The organism is Pseudomonas sp. 910_23 (genome assembly GCF_052850795.1).
In genome coordinates this window covers 40,308-59,339 of the sequence record NZ_VXCZ01000007.1, presented here as the reverse complement: position 1 = coordinate 59,339, position 19,032 = coordinate 40,308, and the positions used below count along the sequence as shown (strand labels likewise).

The window sequence follows — 19,032 nt, the reverse complement described above, 5'->3', positions numbered from 1 at the left end:
GCTGAAACCGGCCAATAGCTGCCCGCCTCAGAAACCTCAAAGCCGCATGATATGAGTCGCCTGAGCCTCATCTGTTCGCATGAAGCCACAGCGCTCATAAAAGGCGCTTCCTTCAGCCGTATCCGTGAAAAGACGCACGACCTGAAACCTGAGAGCGGCACGTTCAACAAGCGCCTTTACCAGCGCCTGCCCGACGTGTTGCCCCCTTGACGAAGCTGCGACATACACCCGTCGCAGTCTGGCCACATTATTGTCAGCATAGGGATCAACTGAAAGACCGCCGATGCCTATCAGTTGCTGGTTCAAATAGGCCGCCATCAGACACTCGCCGGGTGCATCAAAGCGGTTTGCTCCAGAGTGCCATTCGTTAATCAGACGGCTGAGGAACCTGAAACCTTCGCCAACGGCTTCCTTTTCCAGCGCCTGTATCTGGCGCGGAAGGTGTGTGATCGGTTGAACCTCATATCGTTTCATCCATCCCTGCCTCCAATATGAAACTCGTTCAATGCTAACAATTTCGTTTGAGGTGATGAACACTGCAAGGTCACTCCTGTAGGAGCGAGCTTGCTCGCGAAAAACCCAAACGATCACGCAGCGCCTGAAGGCAAAATCCGATTCCCCTGCCGCACCTTGCTACATTGCCTACGCCTGCGTCAGAATCCGCCGGCTTGTGCGCTGAGGTGGCCGTCTCTAAGGTGGCTCGGTCGCTGAATTGTTCAGTGATCGGGTTTAGTAGCCCACCTTAGACCTAACAAGTGCACACGCTTCATCCATCAGACGCTCCCGTCTGTGCTTGATGGTGGCTGTGCGTAGGGCGTCCTCGGACGCGCCGGTTTTGTTAGGTTCCACCGGTCTACTAACCTGCGTACAGCTACCGCCCTTATTGTTTAGTAGCGATGGGGAAGTGGCCCAAGCAAGGAACTTAACCATGGTTAACGATTCAATCACCCTCTTCACCGTCGCTCCCAACGCCAGCAACGAAACCCTCATCACCAACAGCTACGAAACCTTCACCAGCGTCAGCACCCTGCTGCTCGACCTGTCCGAAGACCTCAACGGCAAACACCGCGACATCGCCCTCGCCATACACCAATTGAGCGAACTGGGCGTACTCCTCACCGCCAGACTCCTTGACCGCGAAGCGCCCTGCCCTGGCTGATGATCAGTTCTTCAACTCATTAGCCCGATGACTCGCCGCGTCGTTGTAGACCACATACAACGACTCGGCGAGTTGGCGCTTGATGGCTTTGGTGGATTCAGCCTCGGCACAAAGCCATCTGCGATGACGAGAGCGGCGACTGCTTTCGGCCCAGAGTGTGTAAATACTTAGCAGAAACGTGCGGCACTGAGGTAAAGCTAGTCTGTAGGGCTCAAACCGAAGGGATGCCGTCGAATGACGGGATATTCTAGAACCAGTGTGCGTGCATTTTCGAAAGAAATTCAGGGGTAATCGGCAGACTGGATGCTGAACCGATGACCGAGTCGATCCCGCACTTCGGACACAGAGCGGTGCTATCTAGATCAACCCACTCAGTGATTTCTGAGGGCGAAAACACACCTAAGCAGTAAAAACAGCCACAGTGATCGCTTCCTTCAATTTGAGTACGGTGATTTGTAGAAAATAGGTGCGCTGAAATCACATCCATGGGCAGGTCCTTAAGCTCCAAATTTACTAGCATTACTTTCTTGCATCAGAGTACATCAAGAGTCTTCCAACGTTGCTACGATTGCCCAAAGTGATAACGCAGGATTGCCTATGAAACGTTTCATCCAAGGTGACTATCGCGGACAAAGCACCCTGCTTCCCGAAGCCTTCATCAGTATCAGGCTCTCTATACTGGGCCCCCAGGATGGTAGTTGGAGCACACAATATGCCCGTCGCACCCAATCAAAATTCCCCGATCATTTTGGTCCCGGTTCAACAAAGCGACTTGGATAATCTGGTAGCCATTCGAATCGAGGCCATGCGCGAAAGTCTGGAGCGTGTTGGGCGGTTTGATCCGGTCCGTGCGCGGGAGCGGTTTCTTGGCGGCTTTGAAGCTCGCAATACACGCTACATCGAGGCAGCTGGAGAGCGGGTGGGTTTCGTAGTGGTCAAACATCACCCCAATGAACTCTTGCTCGACCACTTGTATGTAAGGCCGAGCGCGCAAGGGTCAGGGGTAGGATCTGCTGTTCTCACTCAGGTTTTCAAAGAGGCGGATGCGGCGGCGCTTCCTTTAAAAGTGGGTGCTCTCAAAGAAAGCGCTTCGAATCGCTTTTATACCCGCCATGGCTTCCAGTTCATCGAAAGCAGTGAATTCGACAATTATTATGTTCGTCAGCCTATTCCGGCGATTGGCGCTCATTCCGGAACCATGGGCTGACTTGCACTAGCCCTTCAGTTCACCTGCCCGATTGCTCGCCGCGTCGTCATACGCCACGTACAGCGACTCTGCAATTTGGCTTTTGATCGCCTTGGTGGCCTCCAGCCCCAGCACAAAACCCTCGGCTTTACCGCCAGCGCGGTTAAGTTCTTCATGGGTGGAGGCGCCAGTAATGGCGTCAAGCAGCTTGGCGGCGTGGGGGCCGACGCCTTTGGGGAGGGAGATCTGGTCGATGGACATTATCGCTACCTTGAAAAATGGAGTTCGGGAGCGAGTGGAACCACTGCCGGGGCTGGCATGGTAGACCTGTTTGCCATGAAAGGGGTCGCTTTACGCGCAGCGGCGCTATTCTTTGCGGCTACGCAGTCAGGTTGGGGGCATTGATAAATCTGGAGGGGTTTATGGAGTATTGCGTTGAGGGCTACTGCCTTCGGCCATTGTGCCGCGACGATTTCGAGAGGATCAGCCGTTACGAAAGCGTCAACCGCAGGCATCTGCAACCCTGGGAGCCGCTCTGGGACGAGGAATACTTCACCACTGGCAACGCCAGGGCCAGGGTCGAGCAACAGGTGAACAATATGCACGCTGGCAACGCTCTGTGTTTCCTCTTGCTTGAACCCAAGAGCGGAGAGGTTCTAGCGCGGTGTAACTACACGAACATTGTGAGAGGCGTTTTTCAGGCCTGTCATCTCGGCTTCTCGCTGGCGGAATCTGCCCAGGGTCGCGGCTTGATGAAAAAAACCCTTCAGGTCACCAACCGTCACTGTTTTGAGCAACTGGGCCTTCACCGGATCATGGCCAATCATTTACCCCGCAATGTGCGAAGTGAACGCCTTCTGGAGTCGCTGGGGTTTGAAAAGGAAGGTTATGCGCGAGCCTATCTGAAGATTGCTGGCGTTTGGGAGGACCATACGTTGAGGTCGTTGATCAACCCTGAACAATAAGCGCACCACCCACCCTACTCAGGAAAAAGCTGATGTCTACCGAGCCCCTCTGCCTGGTTTTTGTTCCCGCCCTAGCCGCCGTGCTGACGGCCGCCGAATCGAAAAAAGGTGCCCCCCTCAGTGAAGTCGAAGTCTGCGATCTCCGCGACCAGGCCACTTGCATTGCGGTAACCTTCTCCACCGCGCTGGCGATGGAACAAGAACAGGGTTACCCGGATATCGTTGCCGAGGACTGCTGGAATGAGTGGCAACGCTTGCGTACCGCGCTTCAATCGCGCCCGCTCTGATCAGCATAGGTATCCAGACAACTCTGTAGCGCTCAACGGTAACCACGATGCGAAGCGAGTCGCTCTTGATCTTGATCTGCTTTTGATCCTAGGCGCCCCGTTAAACCACGCTGGCCGGAATTCGACAGGGATTTGGGGGGTAAACCGGCAGGGATGCCGGTTTAGCCGCCCCGCGCCATGGATGGCGCGTGGCGGCGGCCCCCCAAATCCATGGCGGATTACGGGCACACCGAGCCTAAGCGAGGTGCCGAGTGGTGGGGCAAGAGCCCTTTGGTTACTTTGGGGCTCTTTTTGTGACCCGCTGTCAGAGCGGAACCCTAAGTGGCCGTTACCGCAGGAATGGATATGTACTCGGTATAGCTGTGTCGCCTGTCAGGCCGCCTTCGCGAGCAAGCCCGCTCCCACAGTTTGATTGCGGGGTGTCAGGTAGATTGGCGTCGGCTGGCAGGCCGCCATCGCAGGCAAGCCAGCTCCCACAGTTGATCGTGGGGGGGCAGGTAGATTGGCGTCGGCTGGCAGGCCGTCTTCGCAGGCAAGCCAGCTCCCACATTTGGATTTCGGAGCGTCAGATGGATATGCGCCGGCTGTCAGGCCGTCACGGGAGCAAGCTCCCTCGCCACAGATTTAGCGTCGTGCCGAAGTTGTGTAGATAGCTATGCTCTGATCAGCGCCCCAACCCACTCCCAGGACTCACAGACTTCCTTTATGCCACCTGCCTCACGCGACCACGCCCGTATCGAACGCCGCCTCATTGCAGCCCTGACCGACGCCTGCGAGATCGCAAAGGCCGAAATTCCGGGCTTCGAATGGTTGACCCACACCGTCGACTACCGCGCCTTCCCCCAAAGCCTGCGGGTGATCTGGGTGTTCGACAGCCTTGCGAGTAAGGCTCACGCCCTCGCAACCGGGGCAGACGCCCGTATGCGCGAGCTGACCACCGCCGCGCTGGATGACTCTGACGTGCACGTCCCGAACATCGCCCGCTGCGTCAGTTTCGACTCCGAAGAGGAATGCCACCTTCGGCATGGCGGCGATTGGCGTCGGCGGCTGGCTACTCTCCGAGCGATCTGAATCGCGCCACGGGTTGTTGAGCAAGGGGAACATCGCTACCCCGCTTTACACGTCAACCAGGCCCCCCAGAAAAGGCTGCTGAAGAAACGCGTCGCGTCGCCAAACCCGGCGTCGTGCAACAGTTTCTGAACCGCCGCTTCGGAATGGGGCGGGTCAGCGCCTTGAAGGATTTTGCCGAGCTTGGCCTTCACTTCGTCCGGGCTGGCTCCATGCTGACGCCACCGTTGCCCCCACGCCTCCAGCAGCAACGGCTGGCTGGCATACGCATAGTGATTGCCCGCGACGATCAGCGGTGCACCCGGTTTCAGGTGCGCCCGAATCGATTGCAGCATCCGACCCTTGGCGTCATCACCCTCCAGGTGGTGGAGCACACCGATCAAGGTGGCGGCGTCGTATGACGCGTCTACTGCCAGGTCTTCAAGCGGCCCGAGATGCAGGGTGGTTCTGTCAAGCAAGTGGTTGGCTTCCAGCTGCTGCCTTGCCGCGTCGAGCATCGGCTGGGAGGGATCAACAGCTATAAAGCGCCATTCCGGTTCAAGGCTGGCCATGGCGATGATCTCCTGCGCCGTACCGCCGGCACCGACCACAAGTACCTTGGCCGAAGGGGTATCGCCAAGACTTGCCGCCAGCATGCAGGCTGCCAGGTCCTGGCACGCGTCATAGCCCGCCAGCGCGATACGGCTTTGTCGCGCGTACTCGTTGGCTCTTGAGGTATCGAATTTTTCAGCAGGGTTGGGTGAGGATGAGTTCAAGGCGGTTCTCCGTGGCCTTGACGCAAATTACGTTAACCGTAGCAGTAAGAAAAATGCATTGATTTTATGTGCTGCATTCCCGTGGGGAATGCGGGGGCGTGCGAGTGGAGGGGTTGCAGGATCGTACAAGCCTCTGACCCGTCGGCCCGGATAGTCTGGCCTTCTCACCGACAGGAAGGCTCAGCATGACTCACCTACAGCAACCCGCCCAACCGATAAACCTCGCGCAAAAAGCCTCGCTCATCGACCAGCAATGGAGCCCAAGAGTGGTTGCCGAAATGAACGACTACCAGTTCAAGGTCGTACGCATCGAGGGCGAGTTCATTTGGCACTCACACCCGGAAACCGATGAGGCGTTTCTGGTGCTCGAAGGCACGCTGCGTATCGACCTCCCGGACGGCCCGGTGTATGTGAAGCCGGGTGAGTTGTATGTGGTGCCGCGTGGCATTGAGCACAGGACCGCCGCCGAGGGAGAAGCCAGGCTGATGATGATCGAGCCAAGGGGCATCTTGAACACCGGACACGAAGGCGGAGAGCGGACGGCAGTCAACGATCAGTGGATTTGAGCGCAGGCGTACGCTGCTTAGCGCTGTACAACCCTTAACCAAAACCCATAAGATGAGAAGAGTTATCATTTAAGTCAAGCGAATCTCACATGTTCAACGACAGCACCGCCTCGCCGGTCGAGCAGTTGTATACCCGCCACCGCACCTGGTTGCGGAGCTGGTTGCATCGACGTCTGGGGCACCGTGCCGATGCCGAGGACCTGGCCCACGACACCTTCGTGCGCGTGTTGTGTTCGCGCCAGGAGGTGGGCGAGCTGCGCCAGCCCATGGCGTTTCTGGCCAAGATTGCCAATGATTTGCTGATCAATCGCTGGCGGCGCCAGGCGATTGAACGCGCTTACCTGGAGGCACTGGCCGCTCGGCCCGAAGCGTTGGAGCCCTCGCCGGAGGAGCGACTGCTGACCATCGAGACCCTGCTGCAACTCGACTCATTGCTGGTGGGGCTGTCGATGCCGGTGCGGCGGATTTTCTTTTTGTCCCAGCTCGACGGCTTGACCTACCCACAAATCGCCGCACAGTTGAACCTCAGCGTGGCTCAGGTGCAGCGGGCCATGGGCAAGGCGTTCAGCGTGTGTTACGCGAGTCGTTTTGAATGAGCCTGCCGGTTGATCCGCAGGTCCGCGACAGCGCCATCAACTGGCTAGTCAAAAGCCAATCCGGGCTGATGAACGCTGCCGATTGTTTGGCTTTGCAGCAATGGCGCCAAGCCAATACCGAACATGAATACGCCTGGCAGCGCGTCAGCAGTTTGCCGTTGTCGTTGCAACCGGGAGCGACACTGTTGGCGGATGCCACCACGCGACGGGCGCTGGAAGCTGCCGGCAATGATCCACAGCAGCGCCGCCAGATGCTCAAGGCGCTGCTCGCCGTCGGCCTGCTCGGCGGGCTGTCGTGGCAGGGTGCGCAGTCCACCGTAGTACGTTCGGCGTTGGCCACTTATAGCACCGGCACCGGCGAGCGGCGCGAATGGCGGTTGGCCGACGGCGGTTCGTTGTGGCTGAACACCGCCAGCGCGGTCAACCTGGACTTCAACGCCGCACAGCGCAGCGTGCAGTTGGTCGAAGGCGAGATGGCCCTGGACGCGCCCGTCGAATCGCGGGCGCTGCAACTGCTGACACCCGACGCGACGCTGCATAGCCCGGGCGCTCATCTGCTGGTGCGCCACGACCGCCGGGGTACCCAGGTGACGGTCCTGCGCGGCTTGGTGCAGGTGCATGCGCGAGGCCACCAACTGCCCCTGCGGCTGGACGCGGGCTGGCGTACCCAGGTCAATAGCCAGGGTATCGCCGCGCCGGCTCCTGTCGATGGGTTCCTCGCCCAGGCCTGGCTGCGGGGTTTGCTGCCCGCCGAACGCATGCGCCTGGACACGCTGCTGGCCGAACTCTCGCGCTATCGCCCAGGGATTTTGCGCTGTGGCGAAACCGTTGCAGGCTTGCGCGTTACCGGCAGTTTCCAGCTCGACGATACCGATGCAGCCCTGGCCCTGCTCGCCCAAGCGCTGCCGGTGCGCATTGAGCGGCGCACGCGCTATTGGGTGACCGTGGTGCCAGCCTGAAAATATTTTCGTAATACAGCGCAGTTTTTTCCACGTCGCTTGGCCTATGGGAACAACCCATCGAAACAGGTGGGCCTTCACCCTCAGGAGCCCTGCATGACCTCCCCCCTCCATGTTCTGCGCAGCCGCACGCTCGGCCTGCTGTTTCTTGGCTTGCAACCGCTGTACGGCGCGGCGGTGTTGGCAGCCGATGAGCGCCAGCACTTCCACATCGACGCCGGTACGCTGGACCAGGTGCTCTCGCGCTTCGGCGTACAGGCGGGCATCAGCATGGCGGGGCGCGCCACGCTGACTGCCGGCAAGAGCAGCCAGGGCCTGACCGGCGACTTCACCACCGAAGCCGCGTTGACACGGCTGCTGGAAGGCACGCGCTTGAGTTATCAGCGCCTGGCCGATGGCAGCTACGAGCTGTACGCGGGCGGCGCGGCGCTTGCGCTGCCCACGCAGAAAGTCACCGGCGAAGACCCGCAGAAACAGCAGGTGTATTCGGCGCCGCGTTCCTCCGTGTATATCTCCGGCGAGGACATGCAGCGCTTCGGCGTGATCTCCGCCGGCGACCTGCTCAAAGGCCAGCCCGGCGTGCAGGTGGGCGACAGCCGCAACGGCGGCGGCCTGGATGTGAACATCCGCGGCATCCAGGGCCAGAGCCGCGTGGCGGTTACGGTGGATGGCGCGCAGCAAGCGCTGGATGTGTATCGCGGCTATGCCGGCACCCAACAGCGCAGTTACATCGACCCGGATTTGATCAGCGACGTGACCATCGACAAGGGCCCCAGCGTTAACTCCAGCGCCATCGGCGGCACGGTTAAAATGCGCACCCTGGGGGTTGAAGACATTCTGCGCGACGGTAAAAACATCGGCCTGCGCCTCAAGGGCGAGGCGTGGAACAACGGCGTTGCGCCCGCCTACCGCGACGGTCACTCATCCGAGGGCAGCCTGTACGCCGAACCGCACCGAAACCGTGGCGGGCTGTTCGGTTCCCAAGCCGAATCCGGCAGCGCCGCGTTTGCCTACACCCATGACCTGTTCGATGTGGTCGCAGCCTACGCCCACCGCAATCAAGGCAACTATTTTGCCGGCAAAAAGGGACAGGATCGCTACCGTACCTACGACCGCTATGGCGACGAAGAAAGCACAGTGGCCAGCACTTATAACGCCGGCGAAGAAGTACTCAATTCGTCGGCCGAGACTGAATCCTGGTTGCTCAAGACTACGATCCGCCCCACCGACGAGCACACCTTCGACCTCGGTTACCAGCGCTACAACGGGCACATCGGCGAGATCATGCCGTCGGATATTTTTCGGTTCGGCACCGGCGGCATCTACCAGTACCCGCTGGGCCATACCCGGATCGACACCTATACCGCGCGCTACCATTACCTGCCCACCAACAACCCGCTGGTGGACCTTACCACCAGCCTGTGGATGACCGATGCGCAAACCAGCCAACTGACTTCAGTGCTCGCGCCCGCTTCTCAAGCCTACCGTTCGGACCGCAACTGGAGCCGTCAGGCCAACCGTCGCATCGGCGGTGACCTGGCCAATACCTCACGGTTCACCAGCGACTATGGTGACCTCAAGCTGGACTTGGGCGGTGGCTTCCAGGTCGAAGAGCTGCGCCCGCAAAAAGGCGTGGTCACCACCCAGCACGACATCAACGCCAACCGCAGTTTGCGCGATGGTTCACGCCAGGAATTCAACCTCAACGGCAAGCTTGAATACCAACCCGTGGACCGCCTGACACTATGGGGCGGTGGCCGCTATACCTATTACCGCACACAAGACCATGTGCCGCTTTCAACGGCGCGCCGGGAAGAGCGCCCGTTGCGCTACGTGTCAGCCACGAACGCCGGGGCCTACGGCAACATGCTCTGGTTCCCCGACATGAACGGGGACTACACCGACGCTACCGACCCGCGCCTGAACAACGGCATCGTTTTCAGTAACACCAACTACCCATTTGAGGGCCCGCGCTATAACGATTTCGGGGCCACGGATACCACGGTGTATGAGCCCCAAGTGGGCGAAGTGGTCAGCGGTTATGACTACTCCGGAAAAAACCGCAACAGCGGCGGTGCATTTGCGCCTGCCTTCGGCATCAATCTGGAGGTGGCGCCCGACACCTTCGTCTACGCCTCTTACACCCAGGGCCTGCGGATGCCGTCGCTGTTCGAGACCAGCCAGGGCGTATTACAAACCCTACCCGGCAAAGGCTTGAAGCCCGAGCGTTCGAGCAACTGGGAAATCGGCGCCAGCACCCTCCAAAAAGGCCTGTTTGTGGCTGACGATGAGGCGGCGATCAAACTGGCGTACTTCAACAACACGATCAAAAACTACATCACCCGTTACTACGACCCCAGCCCCGGCCTGATGGGCCAGATGCAATTCAGCAACACCGACAGCTTCAAGACCAGCGGCCTGGAGTTGCAGTCCCATTACGATGCCGGCCGTGTGTTTGCCGACCTGTCATCCACCTACTACCTCAAGACCCAAACCTGCGACTCGGCGTTCGCCGCTCGCCTGCGTGCCAGCAGCAACCGCTATCGCGACACCAGCCAGACGCCCAACTGCACGCCCGGCAGTTTCATGGGCTCCTACACCAACACCCAGAACCCGCCACGCTTTGCCGCCAACCTGACCACCGGCCTGCGCTTTTTCGACCAGTCGCTGACGGTCGGCACGCGCATCACCTACACTTCCGGCCCCACGGTGACCGCCGATAAACCCTGGCAGACAGGCGCCACCACGCCACAATTGGTCTATCGCGAAGTGACGCTGGTGGACTTGTTCCTCAACTACAAATTGCAGGACCACACCCAACTGAATGTCTCGCTGCAAAACCTCACCGACCGCTACTACCTGGACCCGCTGGCGCAAAGCTTTATGCCGGCACCGGGCCGAACCCTCAGGGTGGGTCTACAGACGAAGTTCTGACAGGGGCAGGCACAACTCTCGAAAGGCACACATTCCAACTGTGGGAGCTGTCGAGCCCCGGCGAGGCTGCGATGGCGGCGGCACAGGCGAAATCTTCATCGTCTGAACCACCGTTTTCGCAGCCTCGCTAAAGCTCGACAGCTCCCACAGGGGTTCGGCGGCGCTGGGTTGATCTCGGTTCACAGGGCCATCGCGCCAAGCACAACTCCCGACAACAACACCGCCCAAATGTGGGAGCTGTCGAGCCCCGGCGAGGCTGCGATGGCGGCGGCACAAGCGAAATCCTCGTCGCCTGAACCACCGCTTTCGCAGCCTCGCTAAAGCTCGACAGCTCCCACAGGGGATCGGCGGCGCTGGGTTGATCTCGGTTCACAGGGCTATCCCGCCAAGCACAACTCCCGACAACAACACCGCCCACAAAGAATCCGCAATGTCAGGCTTGTTCCACCACAAGCGGCTTAATTGCCCGGTTGTGCTGGCGCGACGTAACCAGGCCGATGAAGGAAATCACCAACGCCAGGCCAATGGTCGAGGACACTTCGGTGCGGTGCTCGGGCGTCACCATCATCACCCCCAGGGCCAGGCAGATGAACACGATCACCAGGTAAGTCAGCCACGGAAACAGCCACATGCGAAAGGTCAACTCGACGTTTTGCCGAAGCAGCAAGCGACGCATACGCAGTTGCGAGATCGCGATCACCAGGTACACCAACAACGCGATGGCCCCGGAGCTGGCGAGCAGGAACTGGAACAGACCGGCTGGCATGAAGTAGCTCAGCAACGTGACGCCCGCACCGATGATGGTGCTGGCGATCACCGCCGCCCGGGGCACGCCCGCCTTCGAGGTGATTTTAAGGGCCGATGGCGCATCGCCGCGTTTGCCCAGGGAAAACAACATGCGCGAGGAAATGTAGATCGAGGAGTTCATGCAACTGGCTACGGCGATCAACACCACCACATCGACCATGAACTTGGCGTTGGGAATATTCATCAGTTCCAGTGCGCGCTGATAGGAACCCACGGACGCCAGCAGCGGGTCGTTCCAGGGCACCACGGAAATCACGATGGAGATCGACAACAGGTAGAACACGCCGATGCGCCAGATCACCGAGCGCGTGGCCTTGGCGATGTTCTGCGCCGGGTTGCTCGATTCGGCTGCGGCGATGGTCACCGCTTCGGTACCAATGAAACTGAACATGATGGTAATGAACGCGCCCACCACCGCCGACAGGCCGTTGGGGGCAAAACCTCCGTGTTCTTCCATCAAACGGCTCAAGCCGCTGGCTTCACGATCCGGGATCCAGCCCATCAGCACACTGAACCCCAGGCCAATAAAGCCGACGATGGCAATCACCTTGGCCATGGCGAACCAGAACTCGAACTCGCCATATTTGGCCACGCTGAACAGATTGGTGATCACCAGCAACACGATTGAGACCAAGGCGAACAGCCACGCATCGACCTGAGGGAACCACTGGTTGAGAACGTGCCCGGCAGCCAAGGCTTCGATGGGAATGACCAGCACCCAGAACCACCAGTACAGCCAGCCGATGGTGAACCCGGCCCAGGGGCCAATGGCCTGGTCGGCGTAGGTGGAAAACGAGCCGGTGTCGGGGCGTGCCACCGCCATTTCCCCGAGCATGCGCATCACCAGTACCACCAGCAGGCCGGAGAACAGATAAGCCAGCAATACCGCCGGCCCGGCGGCGGCGATGGCGTGTCCGGAGCCGACAAACAGCCCCGCGCCGATGATGCCGGCGATGGACAACATGGTCACGTGACGCGGCTTGAAGCCCTGCGCCAGCTGACCGTTGGAATCGTTGCAGTTGAGGCTAGTCATTGTTTTTGTTGTTCTCGGGCGGCCAATGACCCTCACCTTAAGTGCCCGAGGCCGGGCGCAAGTAGCCTGATTACGCCACCATCGTGTCTGATATCGACATTTGTGAGGGTGGCCCCCTGAAGTGACGAGCGTGGCGCCCTACTCTTGCGCGCTGCGTATCAACGACCCAAACAGCTCTCCACGCGGCATCTTGCTCAGCTCGATATCGGCATTTTCAAACCACTCTCGGCCGGCTTCCGGATGCGGCCCGCTCAGAACAACCACGCCACGTTCGTAGGTGTAGCGCGCCGCCGCCACGTCGCCATTGTGGTAGGTCGCGACGACCTTGTAGGGCGCCGCGGCGCTGGCTTTGGGAAAGTAAGGGCCGTCCTGGTAAAACACATGGTCAGGCTGACCGTCCCACGTCACCCGCACGGCGGCGTCATCGATACCGGCCACTTCAAAACCGGGGCGGCCGGCTTCGGTGTCAATGGCCTGAGGGATCAGGCCGAGGTTGTTGTCGTCGGCCAGGTAGGCGCCCATGCACAGGCCCAGGTAGCGGCCGCCGTTGGCGACGTAAGCGCGGATGGCTTCGGCACGTGCATCGCCCAGACTGTCGAGGGCGGCCGGGATGTCCTGGCCGCCACCGGGTTGCACGTAGAGGTCATAGTGCGCCAGGTTTTCTGGCGTGATGTCGATGGGTTCATCGGCGCCGACGAAGTCGATCCGGTAATTGGTGTTGAGACGCTGCAGGGCGGTTTTCACGTTTTCCGAGCAGTCCGGGCAACCTGCCGGGCCACGGTAGATGGCGACATGGGTAATGGGGCCTGCGCCGTGCACGGGCAAAGGGTGCAGCGTAGCAACGGCGAGAAACGTGGCAGCGAGGGCAGGCAGTTTCATGGGGCAGGCTCAACGCTCAGTTGAATGGGTTTGATCCAGTGATCGCAGCGCCAAGCCTATAACGATGAGCCTTTTGAAGTCGTGAAGAGTTGTAAATCCACGTGGGCCGCTCAGCCATTGCCCAGCATCTGCCACAACGACGCGCCCACGCCGGTAATGCTCTCCCCGGCGATCAACCCTGCCGCTGCCGTGATCGCAAAGCGTTGCGTCACGCTCGGCCAGCGACAACTCACCGCCCAGGTGATCACCGCGCCCAGGGCCATCATCAGCGACACCGAGGCGGGCAGGACAAAGGCCAGGCCCAAGGCTGCCGCGCTCGGCAAATAGCGCGCACGGTGGGCCGGCAGCGTGCTGTCGAGCAGGCCCAGCAGTACGCCGAACAGGCTGGCAATGCCGATGGCCCAGCGGATGCTCGGCGATAGTGAATCCAGGCCATGGGTCAGGGTCTGGGCCACGGCTTTCCAGGTGGCCACCGCCGGGGCCGGCCATTCTTCAGTGAGCAGCATGGTCTGAGGGTCGGGAATCAACGCCAGGTAAGCGAACACGCCGACGATGCTGCCGACGAAAATCCCCAGGATCTGGGCGATCACTTGCTTGTGCGGTGTAGCGCCAATCGCCTTGCCCACTTTGAAGTCATTCATCAAGTCGGTGCATTGGCCCGCCGAACCGCCGGCGGTATTGGCGCTCATCAGGTTGATCGGCACCTGGCCGGGCGCAACGATGCCAAAACTGAGCTGGGACAGTTGCCCGATGGCGCCAATCGGTGGAATGCCGGTGGCCCCCACTACCCGCGCCGCCACAGCGGCCAGGCAGATCGCCAAGGGAATGGTCAGCAGCGCCATGCCCAGGTTGATGCCGAACAGCAGCGCTTGCAGGCTTACCACCAGCACGATCGCCAGGGCAAAACCAGCGGCTGGTCCAGGTTTGGGCACCGTCCACGGCGTACCGCCAGCTGCTCGGGTCGAGCGATGCAATGCCCATAATCGGATCGCCAAAGACGCCAGGGTAGAACACACCATCAGGCTCACCCCCGGCCACAACAGCCATTCCACCAACACCGCAAACTGCGGGCCGCTGCTGCCGGCGGGCAGGCTCACCAGCCCGTTCGCCAACAGCCACGGACCCAGCCCACCCCATGCGAGCAGGGCGCCGAGCAGCAGGGTCAAGCCCACGCGAATGCCGATAATGCCGCCAAACCCCAGCAACAGCAGCGAAGGGTCTGCGGTGAAGGTCAGGCGCTCCAACTGGGCACTTGGCGACCAGCGCGGGAAGGCCCACATAAAGGTATCCACCCACTTGACCAGTCCGGACAACAACGCCGCGCCGAGCAGCACTTTCAAGCGCGTTGCGGCTTCGCGCCCGTGGTTGTAGATGTGCAAGAGGGTTTCCAGGGTGGCCATGCCTTCGGGAAACTTCAGCGCCTTGTCATTGAGCAATGAAGGCCGCAGGTACCACGCGATCCAGATCCCCAGGAAACTCACCGAGAACACCCAGGCGATCATCGGCAGCGCCGCCAGCTGGTTGCCCGTGAGCAGGGTATAGGCCGGGATGGGCGCGACCAGCCCGCCGGAAATGATCGACGCCGCGGCAGAGGCCACGGTCTGGTTGATATTACTCTCGTGCAGGGTCCACGGCAGGTGCTCACCGGAACGCCGGGCCAGGCCCTGCCAGATGCCATAGCCAATCAGCAAGGCGATGATCGACATGTTGAACGACCAGCCGATCTTCAAGCCCGCGTACACGTTGGAAGGGGTCAGCAGGATACCCAGCACGATCCCGGTGATGACTGCCCGCAGGCTCAGTTCACGCTCTACGGGCGCGATTGACGAGGTGGAGTGCATGCAGATTCCTTTCGAGAAAAGCCAGTGCCGCCTCTTAAGTGAGCGCTGGAGGACTCGAAGGTTCACCTGGTTCCAAATGTGGGAGGGGGCTTGCTCCCGATAGCAGTCTGTCAGTCAGCATTTTTGTAGCTGACCCACCGCTATCGGGAGCAAGCCCCCTCCCACATTGGTCCTCTTCACCTCTGGCTATTTGGCGAACGCGTATTCCCCGCCCCGCTCCACTGCCTTGCGGTAAGCCGGCCGCGCCTGGAGTTTTTGCAGCCACGCCGTCAGGTTCGGGTAAGCCTGCAATTTGCCCTGGGCCTGGGCGACTTCACCGATAAAGCTCATCTGGATATCCGCACCGCTGAGTTCGTCGCCCACCAGGTACGGCGTGCGCCCCAGCACATCATTCAGATAGCCCAGGTAGTTGGCCAACTCCGATTCAATCCGCGGATGCAGCGGTGCGCCCGCTTCACCCAGCCGCCCCACATAAAGGTTGAGCATCAACGGCAGCATGGCCGAGCCTTCGGCAAAATGCAGCCATTGCACATAGCTGTCGTAGGCGTCGGTGGCCGGGTCGGGCTGCAGTTGGCCGTTGCCGTGGCGGCGGATCAGGTAGTCGATGATTGCGGCAGATTCGATCAGCACGCGGGAACCGTCTTCGATCACCGGGGATTTGCCCAGGGGGTGAATGGCTTTGAGTTCAGGTGGCGCCAGGTTGGTCTTGGCGTCGCGCTGGTAGCGTTTGATGTCGTAGGGCAGGCCCAGTTCTTCAAGCACCCACAGGATACGTTGTGAGCGGGAATTGTTGAGGTGGTGAACAGTGATCATAGCGGGCAACACCTTGGGGGATTTAGGAGAAGACTACAGGGTAGCGGTGAAGTGCCGTGAATGTGGCTCAGGCGAGCAACTGATCGATCCACTTCACCTGCTGCACGATCTCCTGCACTTTCTGCTCGGGCACGGCCTGCCGCGCCTGTTCGAGGCTGGCCAGTGTCTTGCGTTTTTCGCGCACCATACGCTGCCACTTCGCCAGGAACTCCTCGCTACGCGCCTGCATTTGCAACGGGCCAAAGTACAGCTGCTCGGCGGTATAGGTGACCGCCTCGGCGCGTTCGGCGACGATGATTTCGTAGTAGAAGCGGTTCTCCCGCAGCAGCTCCTCGTGCAGGATCTGGTAGCCGTTGTCCATCAACCATTGACGCAGCGGCTGCTCGCCGCCGTTGGGTTGCAGGATCAGGCGTTCGCGGCCATTGAGGTGCGCTTTGCCGCTGTCGAGAATGTCGCGGATCGTTTCGCCGCCCATGCCGCACAGGCTGACGACGGTAATATCATCGCCCGCCTCGATTGCCGCCAAGCCATCAGCCCGGCGCACGGTGATGTGCTGCGCCAGACCGTTGTCGGCCACGGTACGGTTGGCTGCGTGAAACGGTGTAGCGGCCACTTCCCCCGCCACTGCCGCCGCAATAACGCCTCGGCGCATCAACGCCACCGGCAGGTAGGCGTGGTCCGAGCCGATATCGGCCAGGCGTGCGCCGATCGGCACATGCGCTGCCACACGCTCAAGGCGCATAGACAAGGTGTGTTGGTTCAACGGTGGTTCCTTATGAGTGCCCGGAAAATCGATCCCGGCTGTTGGTCAAGTGCAGCACCATGGCTGCCCGTGCGGCGTCCGGATCCTGGCGTTTGATGGCGTTGTAGATCGCCTCGTGCTCCAGGTTCGCCAACTGCCCCAGCTTGGCAAAGTCCGCGCCGCCGCGTTCGGCGTCCTTGACCTGGGTGCGCGGGATCATCGCACTGCCCAGGTGCAGCATGATGTCGGTGAAAAAGGTATTGCCGGTGGCCTCGGCGATCAGTTGGTGAAAGCGCTTGTCTTCCTCCACGCAACTGTCGTTGTTGGCCAGCGAGGCCTGGTAGTCGTCCAGCGCCTGGCGCATATGGGCCAGTTGCGCTTCGCTCCTGCGCAGGGCGGCCAACGCCACAGCCTGCACCTCAAGGCCCAAGCGTAATTCGAGCATGTTGCGCACGCTGGCGACCGTGTCCACATGCAGGCGCAGGCCCGGCTGCGTGTGTTGCTCCAGCACAAAGGTGCCGATGCCGTGACGCGTCTCCACCAGCCCCGACGCCTGCAGCTTGGACAAGGCTTCACGCACCACGGTGCGGCTCACTCCGTGCTCAAGCACGATGGTGGATTCAGACGGCAGTTTTTCACCGGGCTTGAGTTGCCCGAGCAGGATGCGCTGGGTCAGCGCCTCAACCACGCCCTGGGCCAGGTTGGTTGAGCGTTTACGCACAGGCGTTGGACTTTCAATGGGCATGACTACAGGTCCACAGGGTTGGGCAGGAGCAAGCTTATCACCCTGCCCGGAAGCACCGCCCTTTTGCTGCAAAAAACCTCTAGCTTGTATGACAACACATCAAATGTTCACCAACTGTATTGCTGATCTGCTCAAAACACTCCACGCGAGTCCCGCTGCGACAACCAATGAAAACGCCTAAATAACCGAACCAACTGGTCAATCACAGTACTTATAAAAACAAATTCACTCATCAGCGCATTGCGATTTCTGAAAAACCACTTGTATGATGTCTGTCAACAAAACAACCAAACCCGCATAAAAACAATCAGGGGGAAGTTTTCAAATGGTGAGCCATTCAAGCCCAGCATCTGCCGTACCCGAAAGTGATTCAGTGCTCGCCCGCGCCGTGAGCAAAGTGAAGCGCCATGTGCTGCCACTGTTCGTGGTCATGTTCATCCTCAACTACATCGACCGCGTCAATATCGGCTTCGTGCGCACGCACATGGAGCATGACCTGGGGATCGGCGCAGCGGCCTACGGCTTTGGTGCCGGGTTGTTCTTCATCGGTTATGCGCTGTTCGAAGTGCCGTCCAACATGCTGCTGCAAAAGGTCGGCGCCCGTATCTGGCTGACCCGCATCATGTTCACCTGGGGCATCGTCGCCACGCTGATGGCGTTTATCCAGAACGAAACCCACTTCTACATCCTGCGTTTCTTGCTGGGTGTGGCGGAAGCCGGGTTCTTCCCCGGGGTGATTTATTACTTCACGCGTTGGTTGCCCGGCGTGGAGCGCGGCAAGGCAATCGCGATCTTCCTCAGCGGTTCGGCGGTGGCGTCGTTGATCTCCGGGCCGCTGTCGGGCGCGTTGTTGCAGATCGAAGGTTTTGGCTTGCACGGCTGGCAATGGATGTTCGGCATCGAGGGCCTGGCCTCGGTGGCGCTGGGCTTCTTTGTGTGGTTCTGGCTGGACTCCAAGCCCCATGATGCCAAGTGGATGACCCGCGAAGAACAGGACGCCCTGGTTGACGCCATTGACCAGGAACAGCGTGAACGTGAAGCCCTGACCACGGTGAAACCGACCATCGGCAAGCTGCTCAAGGACCGCCAGATCCTGCTGTTCTGCGCCCTGTACTTCTGCATTCAACTGACGATCTATGCCGCGACTTTCTGGCTGCCGAGCATCATCAAGAAAATGGGTGACCTGAGTGATGTGCAGGTGGGTTTCTTCAACTCGATCCCCTGGCTGATCTCGATCATCGCCATGTATGCGTTCGCAGCGCTGTCCGGCAAGTTCAAGTTCCAACAGGCCTGGGTCGCCGCGGCGTTGCTGATCGCAGCGGCCGGGATGTTCATGTCCACCACCGGCGGGCCGATCTTCGCCTTCGTCGCGATTTGCTTTGCGGCCATCGGCTTCAAGTCCGCATCGTCGCTGTTCTGGCCGATTCCCCAGGGCTATCTGGATGTGCGCATCGCCGCCGCCGTGATCGCGCTGATCAATTCCATCGGCAACCTGGGCGGCTTTGTGGCGCCAACCACCTTTGGCTTTCTGGAACAAACCACCGGCTCGATCCAGGGCGGGCTGTATGGCCTGGCCGGTACCTCGGTGCTTGCGGCCATTCTGGTGTTCTTTGCCAAGACTTCACCCTCTGCCGTGTTGGCCTCACCTAGCGCCGTACCGTCAGGCGCCGCCATCAGCAAATCCCTTTGAGCGTCTA

General features: G+C 60.2%; 19 protein-coding genes. 10 read left to right on the top strand and 9 right to left on the bottom strand.

Annotation, left to right across the window (positions count from 1 at the left end; all coding sequences use genetic code 11):
* Positions 1-36: 36 nt before the first annotated feature.
* Positions 37-474 (bottom strand): GNAT family N-acetyltransferase, encoded by a 438-nt coding sequence (locus tag FW800_RS10440; protein WP_446437670.1) that lies wholly within the window; start codon positions 472-474, stop codon positions 37-39.
* Between the two features lie 454 nt (positions 475-928).
* Here FW800_RS10440 and FW800_RS10435 point away from each other — a divergent pair, with 454 nt between their 5' ends.
* Positions 929-1,159, top strand: a complete 231-nt coding sequence (locus FW800_RS10435; protein ID WP_216091826.1) for a DUF6124 family protein — start codon at positions 929-931, stop codon at positions 1,157-1,159.
* A gap of 712 nt (positions 1,160-1,871) precedes the next feature.
* Positions 1,872-2,366 carry a GNAT family N-acetyltransferase gene (locus FW800_RS10430; protein ID WP_005789822.1) on the top strand — a complete coding sequence of 165 codons (495 nt, stop codon included), beginning with the start codon at positions 1,872-1,874 and terminating at the stop codon, positions 2,364-2,366.
* A 6-nt stretch (positions 2,367-2,372) separates the two neighbouring features.
* Here the strand turns inward: FW800_RS10430 and FW800_RS10425 are convergent, their stop codons facing one another.
* The gene (locus FW800_RS10425) at positions 2,373-2,606 is read right to left on the bottom strand and encodes a hypothetical protein (RefSeq protein WP_003192651.1); all 234 of its coding nucleotides are present in this window, start codon (positions 2,604-2,606) and stop codon (positions 2,373-2,375) included.
* Between the two features lie 161 nt (positions 2,607-2,767).
* On the opposite strand from FW800_RS10425, the gene FW800_RS10420 reads away from it, so the two are divergent.
* The 3 genes from FW800_RS10420 to FW800_RS10410 all read left to right on the top strand — a co-directional run bounded on the left by FW800_RS10420 (position 2,768) and on the right by FW800_RS10410 (position 4,668).
* The gene (locus tag FW800_RS10420) at positions 2,768-3,310 is read left to right on the top strand and encodes a GNAT family N-acetyltransferase (protein WP_446437564.1); all 543 of its coding nucleotides are present in this window, start codon (positions 2,768-2,770) and stop codon (positions 3,308-3,310) included.
* Positions 3,311-3,342: 32 nt separating this feature from the next.
* Complete coding sequence (locus FW800_RS10415; protein WP_446437563.1) at positions 3,343-3,597, top strand: hypothetical protein; 255 nt, start codon at positions 3,343-3,345, stop codon at positions 3,595-3,597.
* A 705-nt stretch (positions 3,598-4,302) separates the two neighbouring features.
* Positions 4,303-4,668, top strand: a complete 366-nt coding sequence (locus tag FW800_RS10410; protein ID WP_446437562.1) for a hypothetical protein — start codon at positions 4,303-4,305, stop codon at positions 4,666-4,668.
* A 35-nt stretch (positions 4,669-4,703) separates the two neighbouring features.
* On the opposite strand, the gene FW800_RS10405 is transcribed toward FW800_RS10410, so the two are convergent.
* On the bottom strand, positions 4,704-5,420 hold the full coding sequence (locus tag FW800_RS10405) for a class I SAM-dependent methyltransferase (RefSeq protein WP_446437561.1): 717 nt from the start codon (positions 5,418-5,420) through the stop codon (positions 4,704-4,706).
* A gap of 185 nt (positions 5,421-5,605) precedes the next feature.
* Between FW800_RS10405 and FW800_RS10400 the strand changes: the two genes are divergently transcribed.
* The 4 genes from FW800_RS10400 to FW800_RS10385 all read left to right on the top strand — a co-directional run bounded on the left by FW800_RS10400 (position 5,606) and on the right by FW800_RS10385 (position 10,475).
* A complete protein-coding gene (locus tag FW800_RS10400) occupies positions 5,606-5,986 on the top strand; it encodes a cupin domain-containing protein (RefSeq protein ID WP_003192658.1) in 381 nt (126 codons plus the stop codon).
* An 89-nt stretch (positions 5,987-6,075) separates the two neighbouring features.
* A complete protein-coding gene (locus tag FW800_RS10395) occupies positions 6,076-6,582 on the top strand; it encodes a sigma-70 family RNA polymerase sigma factor (protein WP_032880204.1) in 507 nt (168 codons plus the stop codon).
* A complete protein-coding gene (locus tag FW800_RS10390) occupies positions 6,579-7,541 on the top strand; it encodes a FecR domain-containing protein (protein WP_032880203.1) in 963 nt (320 codons plus the stop codon). The genes FW800_RS10395 and FW800_RS10390 overlap by 4 nt, the downstream gene beginning before the upstream one ends.
* Before the next feature lie 96 nt (positions 7,542-7,637).
* A complete protein-coding gene (locus FW800_RS10385) occupies positions 7,638-10,475 on the top strand; it encodes a TonB-dependent receptor domain-containing protein (RefSeq protein WP_446437560.1) in 2,838 nt (945 codons plus the stop codon).
* Positions 10,476-10,908: 433 nt separating this feature from the next.
* On the opposite strand, the gene FW800_RS10380 is transcribed toward FW800_RS10385, so the two are convergent.
* The 6 genes from FW800_RS10380 to FW800_RS10355 all read right to left on the bottom strand — a co-directional run bounded on the left by FW800_RS10380 (position 10,909) and on the right by FW800_RS10355 (position 17,335).
* Positions 10,909-12,315, bottom strand: coding sequence for an amino acid permease (locus FW800_RS10380; protein ID WP_446437559.1), 1,407 nt, complete (start codon positions 12,313-12,315; stop codon positions 10,909-10,911).
* A gap of 138 nt (positions 12,316-12,453) precedes the next feature.
* A complete protein-coding gene (locus FW800_RS10375) occupies positions 12,454-13,194 on the bottom strand; it encodes a BPL-N domain-containing protein (RefSeq protein ID WP_446437558.1) in 741 nt (246 codons plus the stop codon).
* Positions 13,195-13,304: 110 nt separating this feature from the next.
* On the bottom strand, positions 13,305-15,035 hold the full coding sequence (locus FW800_RS10370; protein ID WP_274355145.1) for an OPT family oligopeptide transporter: 1,731 nt from the start codon (positions 15,033-15,035) through the stop codon (positions 13,305-13,307).
* Positions 15,036-15,221: 186 nt separating this feature from the next.
* Entirely contained in the window at positions 15,222-15,848 is a 627-nt protein-coding gene (locus FW800_RS10365; RefSeq protein WP_446437557.1) for a glutathione S-transferase family protein, read from the bottom strand.
* 67 nt (positions 15,849-15,915) lie between these two features.
* Positions 15,916-16,611 carry a tRNA (adenine(22)-N(1))-methyltransferase gene (locus FW800_RS10360; protein ID WP_446437556.1) on the bottom strand — a complete coding sequence of 232 codons (696 nt, stop codon included), beginning with the start codon at positions 16,609-16,611 and terminating at the stop codon, positions 15,916-15,918.
* A 10-nt stretch (positions 16,612-16,621) separates the two neighbouring features.
* Positions 16,622-17,335 carry a FadR/GntR family transcriptional regulator gene (locus FW800_RS10355; RefSeq protein ID WP_032880194.1) on the bottom strand — a complete coding sequence of 238 codons (714 nt, stop codon included), beginning with the start codon at positions 17,333-17,335 and terminating at the stop codon, positions 16,622-16,624.
* Between the two features lie 328 nt (positions 17,336-17,663).
* On the opposite strand from FW800_RS10355, the gene FW800_RS10350 reads away from it, so the two are divergent.
* Positions 17,664-19,025, top strand: a complete 1,362-nt coding sequence (locus tag FW800_RS10350; RefSeq protein WP_446437669.1) for an MFS transporter — start codon at positions 17,664-17,666, stop codon at positions 19,023-19,025.
* The last annotated feature ends 7 nt before the right edge of the window (positions 19,026-19,032 follow it).